Source organism: Corynebacterium sp. HMSC14H10 (assembly GCF_001807105.1).
Classification (GTDB): Bacteria; Actinomycetota; Actinomycetes; order Mycobacteriales; family Mycobacteriaceae; genus Corynebacterium; species Corynebacterium jeikeium_D.
Genome location: NZ_KV787408.1, coordinates 45,297 through 60,127, shown reverse-complemented (window position 1 = coordinate 60,127; position 14,831 = coordinate 45,297). Strand labels below are relative to the sequence as shown.

Below are 14,831 nucleotides of genomic sequence, written 5' to 3'. Positions count from 1 at the left end.
AGACACACTTTTTGTCACTTAACCCCCGAATTATTCAGGGATAAACGCGAAAAACCGGGCTGGAACTACCAGCCCGGTTTTGCTTATTTCATACGCTACTGCGGCATGCGCCAAGAGAGCTTTAGGCAACAGCGTCTATGTAGGCCTGCCGTACCAGTTCAGCAATTCGATTGAACTCGCCGCCGCGTACCGATGATGCGCGGTGAACCAGCCCAATGGTGCGTCCCGGCCGTGCCGGACCTTCGAATCGCGCAACAGCCAGGCCGGGACGGTCGGCCTCAATCTTGACAGCCGATTCCGGTACAAGCGACTGCCCCAACCCACCGGCAACACACTGCACGACGGTCGATAGAGAAGCCGCCCGTGTTTCCAAGCTGGAGGTCTCGCCGTGAACAGCATCGACCTTGCGACAAATATCCAACACTTGGTCGCGCAGGCAATGACCGTCGTCAAGCAGAAGCAAGTCCAAGTCTCTGATTGCCTCAAGCTTTACCTCTTCCTTACCTGCCAGCGGATGATCCTCTGGCACGACGATGTAGAACTCTTCGTCGTAGAGGTAGATCTCTTCAAAGGAAGGCACATCGGACGGCAGTGCCATGATGGCTGCATCAATGGTGCCGGAGCGAAGTGATTCGATGAGGCGCTCGGTCGGCTCTTCGACGATCCTAGGCTTTAGATCTGGCAGCTCGTCACGAACCAACTGGAGGAAGTTGGGCAGCACGTATGGAGCAACCGTAGGGATAACACCAATGGATAGTGGTCCGGACAAATCATCTGTACGGCCAGAGGCGCGAGCAACGATCTCGTCAACAATTTCAGATGCTTGGCGGGCATATGGAATCAGACCGCGACCGAGTGGCGTCACCAGCACTCGGCGAGTCGAACGCTCTACAAGCTGCACCCCCAGTCCCTGCTCAAGGGTGGAAAGCGCTTGTGACAGGCTGGGCTGTGAAATGCCGAGGCGGGCAGCGGCTTGACCGAAGTGACCGGTATCGGCAATCGCGACAAAGGCACGTAACTGAGGCAAAGTGGGCCGATAATCTCTATTACGCATACCTATAAGCCTACACGAGCTTATTAACTTTTTCCTCTTGACGGTTCGGGAATCCATAGGCATAATGGTGTGTGACCCCAAAAGGAATACATTCAGGAGGATTCCATGGCAATTTTGACTGTTGGCGACAAGTTCCCCGAGTTTTCTCTGACCGCTCTGAAGGGCGGCAACCTGCGTGATGCAAACGCTTCTTCTCCGGATGACTACTTCGAGCAGGTAACCAATGAGTCCTACGAGGGTAAGTGGAAGGTCGTCTTCTTCTACCCGAAGGACTTCACCTTTGTCTGCCCGACTGAGATTGCTGCATTCGGCAAGCTGAATGAGGAATTCGAGGACCGTGACACCGTTATTCTCGGTGGCTCTGGCGACAACGAGTTCTCCCACTTCAACTGGCGTGCAACCCACGAGGAACTGCTGGACATCCCGTTCCCGATGTTCTCCGACATCCGCCATGACCTGATGCGTGCACTCGGCGTCGAGAACGCTGACGGTGTTGCAGACCGCGCAACCTTCATCATTGACCCGGACGGCATCATTCAGTTCGTTTCCGTTACCCCGGACGCTGTCGGTCGTAACGTTGACGAGGTTCTGCGTGTTCTCGACGCTCTTCAGTCTGAAGAGGTCTGCGCATGTAACTGGCAGAAGAATGACCCGACCAAGAACATCGACAAGATGGACGTTCTGAAGCAGGAGCTGAAGTAACTCATATGAGCATCGATAACCTTCGTTCCGGTCTACCGGAGTACGCCAAGGACATGAAGCTGAACCTTGGCACTCTCACCCGTTCTACGGAACTCTCCGAGCAGCAGCTGTGGGGTACCCTGCTTGCATCCGCTGCTGCCACCCGCAACGAGACCGTTTTCTCCGAGATCGCTGAGGAAGCCAAGGAGCACCTGTCTGACGAGGCTTTCGAGTCTGCGCTTGGTGCGGCCACCGTTATGGGCATGAACAACGTTGCTTACCGCACTCGCCACATGCTCGGTGATGACTACGCACAGGTCAAGTTCGGCCTGCGCATGAACATCATCTCCAATCCGGGTGTCGAGAAGGAAGACTTCGAGCTGTGGTCTCTGGCAGTTTCTGCCATCAACGGCTGTGAAGCTTGCGTGACTTCTCACGCAAAGGTCGTCCGCGATGCTGGTCTGACCAAGGAGCAGGTCTGGGAAGCTGTGAAGATTGCAGGCACCGTCTCTGGTGTTGCACAGGCTGTCTTCGCTGAGGCTACCCGCTAAATATTCAGAGCTTAGGTTCGGCTTTTGATAGCCGAACGCTCCCCCGCAGGATTACCTGCTGACGAAATAGCGCCCGAGGAACCAATTTTTATCGGTTCCTTGGGCGCTTTTTCTTGTACGTTTTTGGCTACTGCTGTGGCGGGTAATAACCCGGATTCTCCTGGGCTTCATTAACTACTCGACGGCCACCGATGAGCTGACGGTAGATATGTACTTGCACGAGGAGAGCAAGCGGGACTGTGTACAACATACCGATATAGAAGAGCATTGCACCTGCGGAAGAAACAATTGACGTCAGAATGAATGCAACGAGCATCGTCCAATACTGAGGCTTCACCAAGCGCCATGCGACGACCGGAGCCTCAAGTGCTGTTGCTCGACCATCAAAAACAAGAAGCGGCATAGTCGCTGTGATTGGCATGATGAAGATGGACAGCACAAGTACCAACAGGTAGCCGATGGGAATCATCGCAGCTGCAGCTTCACTGCCGTTGGCAGACAGGGATACTCCAGCGATGAAGAGCACCATCCCCGGAAGCATGGCGAGCAGCCCCACCAGGAACGTGACAATGTAGGCACCGATAAGAGATCCCCACCGGTTTACACGGAAGAAAGCACCGTAGCTCGGCACTCGGCCGTCGACAGCTTCGAATGCACCGCGCAGCATAAATGCCTGCATCGCGAACATGCCCACGGCAAATAGGAGTGCCATCGCGCCGAGAGTCGCGAACATTGACCCTAGATCCTCAAACGGAACATCGCCTGGATAGTTCGGCTCAAAGTCCGGATCGAAGTCACCAGTCGCAAAGAGAATTGCCGCTGCGCCAACAATCAGTGCGACTAGTACGGCGAAGAACGTCAGCATGATGCCAAGCCAGGAAGCAAAATTGCTGTTTAGACTACGAAACGCCGCGGAAAAGGCACTTCCAATGTCGACCTTCGTCGGCCCCTGTGCCACAGGCTTCACCGGCGGCTCATCGCCACCTGGCATGTTGACTCCGGGAGCAAGTGCACCGGCTGCAGAAGCCCCGCTGGACTGGTGCTGCCAGTAGCTCGAGTCCGCACCATAGGGTTGCCCGCCGTAACTATCGCGCGACTCGCCAGTTCCATAAGAAGGAATTTCGCCATAAGCCTGTTCACGGCCGTAAGTCTGATTCCACTGTGGCGAATCCTCTGGTCCACGCGGGCCATGTTGTGCGTCCGAATCGAACCCGTAAGGGTTGTAGTCCTGCGAACCATTGTTGGGAAAACCGTGACTCTGGGAGTCATAGTTATTGGACTCATTGTCCCGGCTGCCGTCACCGTAAGAATCGTTGTTGCTATATGGATCGTTTGAGGTATTCATGAAGCAAATTGCTCCTGCCAAATTGACGGATACATACAAATAACGCGCACAACGGACTATACGTGAGACAAGCCCTTGATGAGTTTTTAAAGGCCGAAGTATAAGTCACATTGTGCGCATGGACGTATTTAATTGGACGTTCTTACACGAGCTCCACCGCGGCGACTCCCTCGAACTCGTTCAGCGAATCACCGGCACCCAACGCGCTACCACGCACGATGATGTCATACTTGCCCGGCGCGACTCCTCCGGTCTCCCAAGTGACCTTGGCGGTGGTGTAATTACCGTCCTTGGCAAATTCAATGACAGTTGCCTGGTCCCAGTCGTCAGAAACGATCTCACCGCGGTCATTCTTGATGAGTAGGTAGCCGTCTTCCAGTCGCAAGTCGTTATTCGGGTTTGCCGCGACGAATTGGGCAACGGCCTGCTGCCCTACCGTGACGCTTGCAGTCGATTCGAGCACGTCACCAAAATTCTTGTCCATTGGTACGGAATCGATAGTCTTTCCTCCTGCTGGCGACGGCGGGATGATGCCAGTGAGATCACCTGCAGCACTGCCCGGGTCGACAGCCATGCCGTCGGCAAGCGCGTGGGCGAGATCGTGATAGATGGAGATCATCGCACTGAGCGTGTACTTGCCGAAAGCCGTTGCGCCGCCCTCGTAGTCCTGCTGATCGTATTCCTCTGGGGTAACGACGTAGTGTCCATAGCTGTTGGTGTAGCCCTGGCAGATGACAGTGTCGATTGGAACGCCGAGGACATCGGCGACGTGCTGACGCATGCGGTAACCCGACATCGTGGTGGGTTCAAGGCCGTTGGTAATCAAGGTGAAGCCACCGATGCGGGTGATGGAGAACATGTGGGTCTGCTGGAGAAGACCATCGATGTAGCCCACTGGCAGCAGGCATTCTTTCTCGCCCTGAATCTCCCCGATATTTTTCGGGAGTACGACGTTATTGAGCTGACGTACCCACGGTGTGCCTCCACGCTGGCCCTCGTTGAAACCTAGGGCTGGTTCGCCGCCGCCGTCCTCCTGGCTACTGGCTGCGAAGGCCGCACCGAGGATTGCAGGTCCAGTGCGGTGCGGCTGGCCGTCGGGCGTGAATTGGCCGTCAATGTCGACATCGCCGAGGTTGACCCACTTGTGGACGGTAGAGATTCCGCCTCCTGGCAGTGCAATGGTCTGACCCTGGGTAGCGTCAATCTGACGCTGACCGAGAATGCGGGCGGACTCTGCTTCGTCTCCGTTGCCGGGACCCGAATTTGGCACGAGCCCCATGTTCGGGCTGATGTCACCCGGGCACGACATGGTAAATGCGGCGACAAAGGGGGCATCGGCCGGCTCACGGTGGGTAACCCCGCGGTCGACCTCAACCTTCCATGCTGCATAGCCCTTGTTGTCGCCGTCGATGATGGTGTGCTCGGGGCCGAAGGTGGTCGGATGAATTCCATACCAGTTAATGAATCCGACTTCGCGACCACCGCGACTCACGTGCAGTGTATGGCTTTCCGGGTTGACTCCGTCGGGGAAAAGACGCTGTTCTTCCTCGGGGTTACGCCTGAATGCCTCCAGGGAGCGGTTAACACCCGCATCCTTGGCAATCCCCTTGGTCAGGTGGATAGTCGACGGCTGGTAATCAGCGTGTGCACGTTCAATAGCCTTGACCACACCGACGACCACAGCTTCGAAAGTGACGGGACGGAAACCGAGAGTAGTCAGGTCGACCATAAGATGGCCCGATGTACCACCCGGCGCGACATGCGTATGAGATGCGCAGATAAGCACGTTGCCCTCGTGGTAGAGGTCTCCGAAGAGAGCTCGCAGTCGCCGCAGAACTTCCATCTGGATGGACTGGAACATGAGCCCCATATCTGCGGTGACGTGGACGACACGGTTGTCGTTGTCATCACCGAAGATGAATGCACTCGCCATCTGGCGAAGACGCAGACCCGAGGTGGTCTGGTCCATGACCGCATACCCGTTCATGCCAGCGCCGAGTGGCTCGCCTGTCATGTCAGCCATTCCTCGACCGACATTCAAAGTGGTGGTCGAATTCCCCGCGGCGGCAGAAGCCCCGTTTGCAGGAGCGGCGTTTGCCTTTGATGCACCATTTACGGCAGGCATCATACTCGCAGCTGACACGGCAGTTGCTCCGACGAGGAAGCCTCGCCTGCCCACTTGGTACGGGGCGCGTGCGGTTGGTTCTGCCGAATTCGACGATGATGCCATCTGGGGATCGAGCATGTCACATCCTCTTCATATTTCTTTTTGAATATCAATATGTTGGACTTTAATCAGACAATCCCCTACGCGTGGCCTAATAAGCCAAAGTTCCCAAAATTCCCCCCGCGACAGCAGTAACCGATACGACATTCGCAAGGCAGTATCACTACCATGGACACAGTAGAATTTCGCAAGCTTTAGCGCGCTCCTCGCAGACACAACTTCAGAAAGGGCACCATGGCTCAGGCTGTCGGTTTTAACCGCGAAAAGTACATCGAAATGCAATCCGCTCATATTAAGAAGCGGCGCGCAGACATCGCAGGTGAAGGCGGCAAGCTCTATCTCGAAATGGGCGGCAAGCTATTTGATGACATGCATGCCTCGCGCGTGCTCCCCGGCTTCACGCCTGACAATAAAATCGCTATGCTCGATCGCCTCAAAGACGATCTGGAAATCATGGTGTGCATCAATGCCAAGGATTTGGAGCGCCACAAGGTCCGCGCTGACCTCGACATCACTTACGAAGACGATGTGCTGCGCCTCGTCGATGTCTTTCGTGAACGCGGGTTTCTAGTCGACAGCGTCGTCGTCACGCAGCTTTCCGACGACAACACCCTGGCAAAGAACTTCATTGAGCGCCTGCAGCGACTCGGATTGAGCGTAATCCGCCATCGCAATATCGAGGGCTACCCGACAAACACGGAGAAAATTGTCAGTGAAGCCGGCTTCGGGCTGAATGAATGGGCGCAAACGTCGCGGGACTTGGTCGTTGTTACAGCGCCGGGCCCGGGCTCTGGAAAGCTGGCGACCTGTCTATCGCAGATTTATCACGATCACAAACACGGAATTCGTTCCGGTTACGCAAAGTTTGAGACCTTCCCTATCTGGAACCTGGCACTCGAACACCCGGTAAATCTGGCCTACGAGGCGGCAACAGCTGATCTCGATGACATCAATCTCATCGACCCTTTTCATTTGGCCGCCTATGACACCAAGGTCACCAGCTATAACCGTGATGTCGAGGTCTTCCCACTGCTGCGCACTCTGTTGGAGAAGCTCGCGGGCGAGTCGCCGTACAAGTCACCGACCGACATGGGCGTCAATATGGCCGGTTACTGTATCGACGATGACGAAGTGTGCCGAGAGGCATCCAACCAGGAAATCGTTCGCCGTTACTACAAGGCTCTTGTCGACGAACACAAGAACAGCGCAGACGACGAAGTCTCACAGCGCATTGCCATGATTATGAGCAAGGCCAACGTGTCGACAGCCGCCCGCCGAGTCGTCGCACCAGCACTTGAAGTTGAGAAATCTACCGGGGCACCGGGTAGCGCAATCGAATTGCACGACGGCACAATCATCACGGGCAAGACTTCTGAACTACTCGGATGCTCAGCAGCAATGCTCCTCAACGCTCTCAAGAAGCTCGCCAATATCGACCCGGACTTGCACTTGCTCTCCCCAGCTGCCATTGAGCCAATTCAAACGCTTAAGACGCATCACCTGGGCAGCCGCAACCCCCGCTTACATACCGACGAGGTTCTTATCGCCCTTTCCGTGTCGGCGGCCACCAGCGACGATGCCCGTGCAGCCCTCGCCGAGCTGAAGAACCTTCGAAACTGCGATGTCCACACCACCACCATTCTGGGCAGCGTGGACGAAACAATTTTCCGCAACCTCGGTGTGCTAGTGACTTCGGAGCCTAAGTACCAGAAGAAGGCTCTCTATCAGAAGCACTAAGCCATACCAGCAGCTCACGCCGAAAATAGGATAACTGAGAGAGCAGACTAGAATAGTCCCCGTGAGCATCAGCAAGATTCTTCTGTACTACCAGTTCGCCCCACTGTCCGATCCGCGTGCCATCATGCTATGGCAGCGCGATCTTTGCGAGTCGTTAGGGCTCAAGGGCCGCATTCTGGTGTCCGAGCACGGCATCAATGGCACCGTCGGCGGTGATCTCGATGCCTGCAAGAAGTACATCAAGAAAACCAAGCAGTACCCCGCTTTTCACTCCATGCAGTTCAAGTGGAGCGAAGGCGGCGCTGATGACTTTCCAAAACTCTCCGTCAGGGTTCGCGACGAAATCGTCGCTTTCGGTGCTCCGGGTGAGCTGAAAGTCGATGTCGATGGTGTCATTGGCGGCGGCACACATTTGAAGCCGGAAGAGGTCAATAAACTGGTCGAGGAACGCGGCGACGATGTCATCTTCTTCGATGGCCGCAACGCAATGGAAGCCGAGATTGGCAAGTTTAAAAACGCTGTCGTCCCGGACGTAAAGACCACGCACGACTTCATCGACGAACTGGAATCCGGTAAGTACGACTGGATGAAGGACAAGCCGGTTATCTCCTACTGCACCGGCGGCATCCGCTGCGAGATCCTCTCCGCACTTATGAAGAACCGCGGTTTCGAAGAGGTCTACCAAATCGACGGCGGTATTGTGCGCTACGGCGAAAAGTTTGGCAATAAGGGGCTGTGGGAAGGCTCCCTATATGTCTTCGACAAGCGCATGCATATGGAGTTTGGCGATGGCATCGAAGACGAGGACTACGTACAGCTCGGGCACTGCGTCCACTGCGGCAAGCCCACAAACACCTTCCAGAACTGCATCAACGAAGATACCTGCCGTCGTCAGGTGCTTATTTGCGATGATTGCTGGGAGCACACCGAGACACAGCACTGTGGGCGCGAGGACTGCAAGGAAGTTGCCGAAGAGCTAGCAGCCGCAAAGTAGGACGCTCCCTGCTGCCATCGGACTATCTCGAGCACCTCTTAATCAGCACAGATGTGGGTTGTCTCCCCAGACGCGGCTAATCTAGTAGGCAACCATGAGTACTCCTAGCCGTTCTGATAAACCAGCTCCACGTGCCCAGTCGGGAAACCACCACTCCGGCCACCGCAATTCCGCCAGGCCACAGCGCTCTGGCAAACCTGCTAAGGACACGCGTAAAAAGGAGCTCTACCAGCTCGCTGATCAATTGCCGATTCGGGAGGCTCAGTCCTTCCGACGCCGGCTAAAGCGAGCATCCGCGCCGAAGGCGCTGTCTGCAATCTCTGCAGACCTCGACTTTGCGCTGGAGCGGTTAGAAGATCGTCGTAAAGCGATTCCTCGCATCACCTACCCTGCCCAGTTGCCGGTGTCCGCGCGCCGCGACGACATTGCAGAGGCAATTGAAAACAACCAGGTCGTCATTATTGCTGGTGAGACTGGCTCTGGTAAGACTACGCAGATCCCGAAGATATGCCTCGAACTGGGACGCGGCGTGCGGGGCAAGATTGGTCACACTCAGCCACGTCGTATTGCGGCGCGTTCCGTCGCGGAGCGCATCGCTCATGAGCTGGGCGAAAAGATTGGACAGCACGTCGGCTATGCAGTGCGTTTTGACGATCGCGTGGGCAAGGATACCTGCATCAAACTGATGACCGACGGTATCCTGCTGGCCGAAATTGGCCGCGACCGGCTGCTGCGCGAGTACGACACCATCATCATCGATGAGGCGCACGAGCGCAGCCTCAACATCGACTTCCTGCTGGGATATTTAAAGCATATTCTGCCGCAGCGTCCAGATCTGAAAATCATTATCACTTCCGCGACGATTGATCCGGAACGGTTCGCTCGTCATTTCGCGCCTGACGACGAGCACCCTGCGCCCATCATCGAGGTGTCAGGGCGCACCTACCCGGTGGAAATCCGCTATCGCCCGCTGGTGCGGACCGTTGTTGCGAAGAATGGGCAGGAAAAGGAAGTCGCCATCGAGCAGATCGATGGTGTTATCGCTGCGTGTGAAGAGCTGATGCGGCTTGGCGGCGGCGATATCCTGGTGTTCTTTTCGGGTGAGCGAGAGATCCGAGAAGCTGCCGAAGCCATCGAGGGCAAACACTGGAAAGGTGTAGAAGCCGTTCCACTATTCGGTCGGCTATCTAATGCAGAGCAGCATCGGATCTTCACTCCGCATTCCGGGCGTCGCATTGTGCTGGCGACCAACATTGCGGAAACGTCGCTGACGGTCCCTGGTATCGAGTATGTCGTCGATACTGGTACCGCACGCATTTCCCGCTACTCCACCCGCACGAAGGTGCAGCGCCTGCCAGTTGAGGACATCAGCCAGGCATCTGCGAATCAGCGCTCTGGACGCTGTGGTCGTGTAGCTGATGGTGTGGCGATTCGTCTCTACAGCGAAGAGGATTTTCTCTCGCGTCCCGAGTTTACGGATCCGGAGATTCTGCGCACCAATCTCGCTTCGGTTGTACTGCAAATGATTTCACTGCGGCTTGGCGCGATTGAGGACTTCCCCTTTGTCCAGCCACCAGAGCACAAAGCAATCCGCGATGGCATTAACCTGCTCACAGAGCTTCAGGCTATTACCACCACGTCGGGGTCTGATGCCCCCGAGCTGACGGACATCGGCCGACAACTTGCCCGTCTCCCAGTCGACCCGCGTCTTGCCCGCATGCTGGTCGAAGGGTACGAGAACACCACTCTCGGGGCGGTAACCGTCATTGTCGCCGCTTTGTCTCTGCAGGATGTTCGCGAACGTCCACTGGAGTTCCAAGCTCAGGCAGATCAGCTACATGCCCGTTTTAAGGACACCACCAGCGCCTTCACCTCCCTGCTGAAGCTCTGGGAATACCTGGAGGAAAAGCGCCGCGAGCTTAGCGGTAACCAATTCCGCAAGATGTGCAAGCGCGAGTACCTCCACTATCTGCGCGTTCGCGAGTGGCAGGACTTGGTGCGTCAGCTCCACCAGGCAACGGCTGAGCTGGGCTGGCATCTTTCGGCCCGCAGCTCAACCAGTGGTGTCGACAATCCCGACGAGGTGGCAAAGTCGCTGTTACCGGGTCTGTTGTCGATGATTGGTACGCGCGAGGGCGAGGGCAAGGAGTTTACCGGCACACGCAACACTAAGTTCCTCATTCACCCCTCGTCCGCGTTGGCAAAGAAGCCGCCTCGCTGGGTGATGGCTGCGGAAATCGTCGAGACCTCGCGCACTTTTGCGCGCAACGTCGGCACGATTCAGCCGCAGTGGGTAGAGAAGGTAGCCCCTCATCTGCTCAAGCACCAGTACTCAGAGCCTCACTGGTCTACTAAGCGCGGTGCAGCGATGGCTTACCAGAAGTCGACGCTCTACGGCGTGCCCGTGGTGGTTGACCGTTTGGTGCCTTATCACCGAGTCGATGCCGACGCCGCCCGCTCGATCTTCATTCGCTCTGCGCTTGTCGACGGCGAATGGAACACACATCACGAGTTCTTTAAGAACAATCAAGACAAACTTGCCGAAGCCGAGAAGATCGAGGAAAAGCAGCGTTCCCGCGGCATTGTCGTCGATGACGACGTGCTCTACGCGTTCTACGACTCCAAGCTGCCCGCCTCTATCACCACGGCCACCAATTTTGACCGCTGGTGGAAGAAAACTAAGCCCAAGCAGCCAAATCTACTGGACTTTGATCCCAATAAGCTGCTCAACCCCGAAGCCGGCGACATCGACGACAACGCCTTCCCCGAAATGTGGCAGCAGGGCTCGGTCGATTTCTCTCTGTCCTATAAATTCGAACCGGGCGCCCCTGATGACGGTGTGACTCTCCGTGTCCCCGTGCCTCTTCTTGCAGGTCTGCGTGAAGATGGCTTCGACTGGCAGGTACCAGGTCTTCGCGCTGAGCTCGCGGAAGCCTACATTCGCACTCTGCCGAAGGCACTGCGGAAGTCCGTTGTCCCCGCCCCGGATTTCGCACGCCGCGCGCTGGAGACGATGACTCCGTACTCAGGCCGCTTCGTCGATGTTTTTGCCGATGCTTTACGACGACTCGGAGGCTCGGGCATCAATGGTGCAGACTTTGCCCCTTCGAAACTGCCAGCACACTTGCGCTTTAACTACGCAGTGGTTGACCGCCATGGAAAGATCGTCGATCAGAGCCGGGATCTTGCTGCGCTTCGAGACAAGCATGCCTCGACGGTCTCAACTGCTGTGTCGAAACGTTCGAAGTCTGCAGCACGCGAAGCTGTGAAAAAGTGGACTTCAGAGAACTTGGGCGCCGTCTCAGAAACGGTCAAAAGTACTGTCGACGGTCAGTCCGTCACGATGTATCCGACGCTGGTGACCACCAAGGATGGCGTGGCCATTGAGGTTAAACCAACTAAGGCTCAGGCTGAGGCGACGTTGGCGACCACAAACTTGACAATGCTATTGCGGGATTGCCCAGTAAATGGTGCACAAATGACTAAGGGGCTTCCACTCCAGCAACGTGTTGGCGTGGACGCATGGCCACATGGGGGCGCCGATGGGCTTGTCGAGGACTGCCGTGTCGCAGTGATTCGCGACCGTATGATGGCTGCCGGTGGCCCGGTCCGCGATCCGAAGGAATTCGACAAACTACTCGAACACGTTCGTTCTGGAGTCGCCTCAGAGGTGCGCCAATTGGTCGTCGGCGTTGCCCAGGCAATGCCTCGTTATGTCTCGGTGGTGAATCAGCTAAACAAGTGGGAAGGCGATGCTATTGACGATATGCGTCGCCAGCTGGAGTTCATGTTCCCTAAGGGCGCTGTGGCAAGGCACGGTTGGCAGCACCTACGACATTTGCCACGTTATCTCCAAGCGATGGAGATTCGGCTTGAGGAAATGAACCGTGACCCGGACCGTGATGCCGAACGTGAAGATGAGGTGACTGAGGCCCGCGAATACTTGGCGGCAAAGCTTCAGCAGCTGCCTAAGGCACGTTCGAATTCCGCGGAGGTACGGGATATTCAGTGGCTCATTCAAGAGCTGCGCGTCAGCCTTTTCGCACAACGGCTGGGTACCGCCCAGAGCGTATCCCTGACTCGAATAAAGAAACGTGTGGATAAACTGCGTTAGTTCTTTTTAACCTCGTTGCCATTAGCCTGCGGTCCTTTCCCCTTGCGCATGCTGGCAATCTCTTGCGCGAAATCGTCCGCGGAGGAAAAGGACTTGTACACCGAAGCGAAGCGGAGATAGCCAACTTCGTCCAGTTCTTTGAGCGGCTCAAGGATGGCAAGGCCGATATCGTTTGAGTCCACCCGGGGCGTGCCTTTCTCGCGGAGGCTCTCCTCCACTTTTTGTGCAAGTTTCTTCAGCTGAGACTCTGATACTTCGCGCCCCTGGCACGCACGTCGAACACCCTGGATAACCTTTTCGCGGTTGAATTCCTCAGGGATTCCATCCCGTTTAACGACCATCAGCTGCGAGCGTTCAATCGTAGAAAAACGTTTGCCGCAATTCAGGCATTCCCTTCGGCGACGAATCCCCATACCGTTATCTATCAACCGTGAGTCCAAGACTCGTGTCTGATCATGATGACAAAACTGGCAATACACGGTCTCCAGTCTACGTCCCACCCCAACACCGGAAACTGGAATGATTATTGCGCGGAGTAGGAAGCGTACGTAGACGTAAAGGTGCTTTCGACCGCCTCACTTTGTCCCTGTTCAAAGACCATGCTGCCGAAAACTCCGAAGAAAGCACCAAGCCCTAGAGCCCATACCGCCATCAGGCGAGTCAGGTTAGTGCCTGCGGATACATCACTACGATTGGACTGCTGCGCCCTGCTAACGGATAGAGACGGACGCCCGTAGTTGACCGAGACATGACTGGGCCGCGACCTGTCCCTCCGCATTCGCGCCGATGAAGCCCCATTTCGATTGCGCTGTGCAATACGTGCACGCTGACCGGGCCGAACGATGTGCTGTGTGCAAGACGCACTACGTTCACCCCACACCAACGGGGCTTTCCGTGTCGTCCGAGCAGGGAGCTCGGAAACTTGAGAAAAGTCAATATCAGATGTGCTGCTAACACCAAGTGCGGTTGAAACCGTAGACATCATGTTTTCTCCCTTTCCAACGTTGACTCTCCCACCGTTGCCGGCCTGGAGAGAATAAGAGTTGTACGACCGTTTCCCGACGCTGTGGAGACTATGTCCAAGGGCGGATGCGGAGAATCCGTCTAGACCCTTTCATCAAACGACTGTTCGAGTAACTTGTCATGTTCGATTTATAACACCATGTTCGAATATTGTCTACTGCTATCCGGATTTATTTTCGATTTTCGACATCATCACCGCCTCCGCGCACGGATAATGTACACGTTTTCTAAAGAATTCAAGGGCGCACAGTGTTCGATGCTCGACGATTCGAACAGTTTTGAGTTATGATTCATTCGAAAGAGTTTGAGAAGGGATGTTCCATGGCTCAAAAGAAGAAAGCGAACCCTAAAACACTCACCGATCGGCAGCGTCGGATTCTTGACGTCATTTCGGATGCCGTCGTACTTCGCGGATACCCACCGAGCATTCGAGAAATTGGGGATGCTGTGGGCTTGAATTCCACCTCGTCGGTGGCATACCAACTCAAGGAGTTGGAGAAGAAGGGCTTTCTCCGCCGCGACCCACACAAACCCCGCGCGGTAAACGTAAGGGATTCGAAGTCCTCCGCTGGCACTTTCACTCCGGTAAAGCCTGGGCCAAAGGCTACTGGCACCACCCAAACTCCCGAGATGCCAGAGGACATGCCAGAGCCAATCTTCGTTCCTATCGTTGGACAGATTGCGGCTGGCAACCCTATTTTGGCGGAGCAGCATGTGGAAAGTCACATGGCACTTCCGATGGAGATTACGGGCTCTGGTCAGCTATACCTACTCAAGGTCGTGGGTGATTCCATGGTTGACGCGGGCATTCTCGACGGAGACTGGGTGGTAGTCCGTTCCCAAGACGTGGTCGAACAGGGAGATTTCGTTGCAGCCCTGTTTGAAGATGAAGCAACAGTCAAGGAATGGCACGAAGACGCTGCTGGCAAGTGGCTCATGCCCCATAATCGCGCCTTTGACCCACTCCCCGCGGAGCACGCCAAAATCCTCGGCAAGATTGTCAGCGTCCTACGCAGCCTCTAATTTCCCACATTTTCGTTGCCCGAAACAGACATAAACGGGCATACTGGGAACAGATAGTAAAGCTGAAATTTCTTAACAGCTA

At 55.8% G+C, this 14,831-nt stretch carries 10 protein-coding genes; 6 read left to right on the top strand and 4 right to left on the bottom strand.

The window, feature by feature from the left end; genetic code table 11:
• Positions 1-121: 121 nt before the first annotated feature.
• A complete protein-coding gene (locus HMPREF3135_RS00805) occupies positions 122-1,054 on the bottom strand; it encodes a hydrogen peroxide-inducible genes activator (RefSeq protein ID WP_049193018.1) in 933 nt (310 codons plus the stop codon).
• A gap of 105 nt (positions 1,055-1,159) precedes the next feature.
• On the opposite strand from HMPREF3135_RS00805, the gene HMPREF3135_RS00800 reads away from it, so the two are divergent.
• Positions 1,160-1,756, top strand: a complete 597-nt coding sequence (locus HMPREF3135_RS00800; protein ID WP_016422637.1) for a peroxiredoxin — start codon at positions 1,160-1,162, stop codon at positions 1,754-1,756.
• A gap of 5 nt (positions 1,757-1,761) precedes the next feature.
• A complete protein-coding gene (locus HMPREF3135_RS00795) occupies positions 1,762-2,286 on the top strand; it encodes an alkylhydroperoxidase, AhpD family (protein ID WP_016422636.1) in 525 nt (174 codons plus the stop codon).
• Positions 2,287-2,413: 127 nt separating this feature from the next.
• On the opposite strand, the gene HMPREF3135_RS00790 is transcribed toward HMPREF3135_RS00795, so the two are convergent.
• Together HMPREF3135_RS00790 and HMPREF3135_RS00785 are read right to left on the bottom strand one after the other, a co-directional pair.
• Entirely contained in the window at positions 2,414-3,631 is a 1,218-nt protein-coding gene (locus HMPREF3135_RS00790) for a hypothetical protein (protein ID WP_070437353.1), read from the bottom strand.
• Between the two features lie 142 nt (positions 3,632-3,773).
• Positions 3,774-5,861 carry a neutral/alkaline non-lysosomal ceramidase N-terminal domain-containing protein gene (locus HMPREF3135_RS00785; RefSeq protein ID WP_256364747.1) on the bottom strand — a complete coding sequence of 696 codons (2,088 nt, stop codon included), beginning with the start codon at positions 5,859-5,861 and terminating at the stop codon, positions 3,774-3,776.
• A 231-nt stretch (positions 5,862-6,092) separates the two neighbouring features.
• On the opposite strand from HMPREF3135_RS00785, the gene HMPREF3135_RS00780 reads away from it, so the two are divergent.
• The 3 genes from HMPREF3135_RS00780 to hrpA all read left to right on the top strand — a co-directional run bounded on the left by HMPREF3135_RS00780 (position 6,093) and on the right by hrpA (position 12,703).
• Complete coding sequence (locus HMPREF3135_RS00780; RefSeq protein ID WP_016422633.1) at positions 6,093-7,595, top strand: DUF1846 domain-containing protein; 1,503 nt, start codon at positions 6,093-6,095, stop codon at positions 7,593-7,595.
• 61 nt (positions 7,596-7,656) lie between these two features.
• A complete protein-coding gene (locus HMPREF3135_RS00775; RefSeq protein ID WP_016422632.1) occupies positions 7,657-8,589 on the top strand; it encodes an oxygen-dependent tRNA uridine(34) hydroxylase TrhO in 933 nt (310 codons plus the stop codon).
• A gap of 94 nt (positions 8,590-8,683) precedes the next feature.
• Positions 8,684-12,703 (top strand): ATP-dependent RNA helicase HrpA, encoded by a 4,020-nt coding sequence (gene hrpA, locus HMPREF3135_RS00770; RefSeq protein ID WP_083280583.1) that lies wholly within the window; start codon positions 8,684-8,686, stop codon positions 12,701-12,703.
• On the opposite strand, the gene nrdR is transcribed toward hrpA, so the two are convergent.
• Entirely contained in the window at positions 12,700-13,182 is a 483-nt protein-coding gene (nrdR, locus tag HMPREF3135_RS00765) for a transcriptional regulator NrdR (RefSeq protein ID WP_042388651.1), read from the bottom strand. The genes hrpA and nrdR overlap by 4 nt on opposite strands.
• Positions 13,183-14,047: 865 nt before the next feature.
• On the opposite strand from nrdR, the gene lexA reads away from it, so the two are divergent.
• Positions 14,048-14,749 carry a transcriptional repressor LexA gene (lexA, locus tag HMPREF3135_RS00760; RefSeq protein WP_016422629.1) on the top strand — a complete coding sequence of 234 codons (702 nt, stop codon included), beginning with the start codon at positions 14,048-14,050 and terminating at the stop codon, positions 14,747-14,749.
• The last annotated feature ends 82 nt before the right edge of the window (positions 14,750-14,831 follow it).

What these genes read in the sequence shown, in the direction of transcription:
- hrpA (WP_083280583.1), top strand. Translation starts at nt 8,684, where the DNA reads ATGAGTACTCCTAGCCGTTCTGATAAACCAGCTCCACGTGCCCAGTCG.
- HMPREF3135_RS00785 (WP_256364747.1), bottom strand. Translation starts at nt 5,861, where the DNA reads ATGGCATCATCGTCGAATTCGGCAGAACCAACCGCACGCGCCCCGTAC.
- HMPREF3135_RS00800 (WP_016422637.1), top strand. Translation starts at nt 1,160, where the DNA reads ATGGCAATTTTGACTGTTGGCGACAAGTTCCCCGAGTTTTCTCTGACC.
- HMPREF3135_RS00780 (WP_016422633.1), top strand. Translation starts at nt 6,093, where the DNA reads ATGGCTCAGGCTGTCGGTTTTAACCGCGAAAAGTACATCGAAATGCAA.
- HMPREF3135_RS00790 (WP_070437353.1), bottom strand. Translation starts at nt 3,631, where the DNA reads ATGAATACCTCAAACGATCCATATAGCAACAACGATTCTTACGGTGAC.
- HMPREF3135_RS00805 (WP_049193018.1), bottom strand. Translation starts at nt 1,054, where the DNA reads ATGCGTAATAGAGATTATCGGCCCACTTTGCCTCAGTTACGTGCCTTT.
- HMPREF3135_RS00795 (WP_016422636.1), top strand. Translation starts at nt 1,762, where the DNA reads ATGAGCATCGATAACCTTCGTTCCGGTCTACCGGAGTACGCCAAGGAC.
- lexA (WP_016422629.1), top strand. Translation starts at nt 14,048, where the DNA reads ATGGCTCAAAAGAAGAAAGCGAACCCTAAAACACTCACCGATCGGCAG.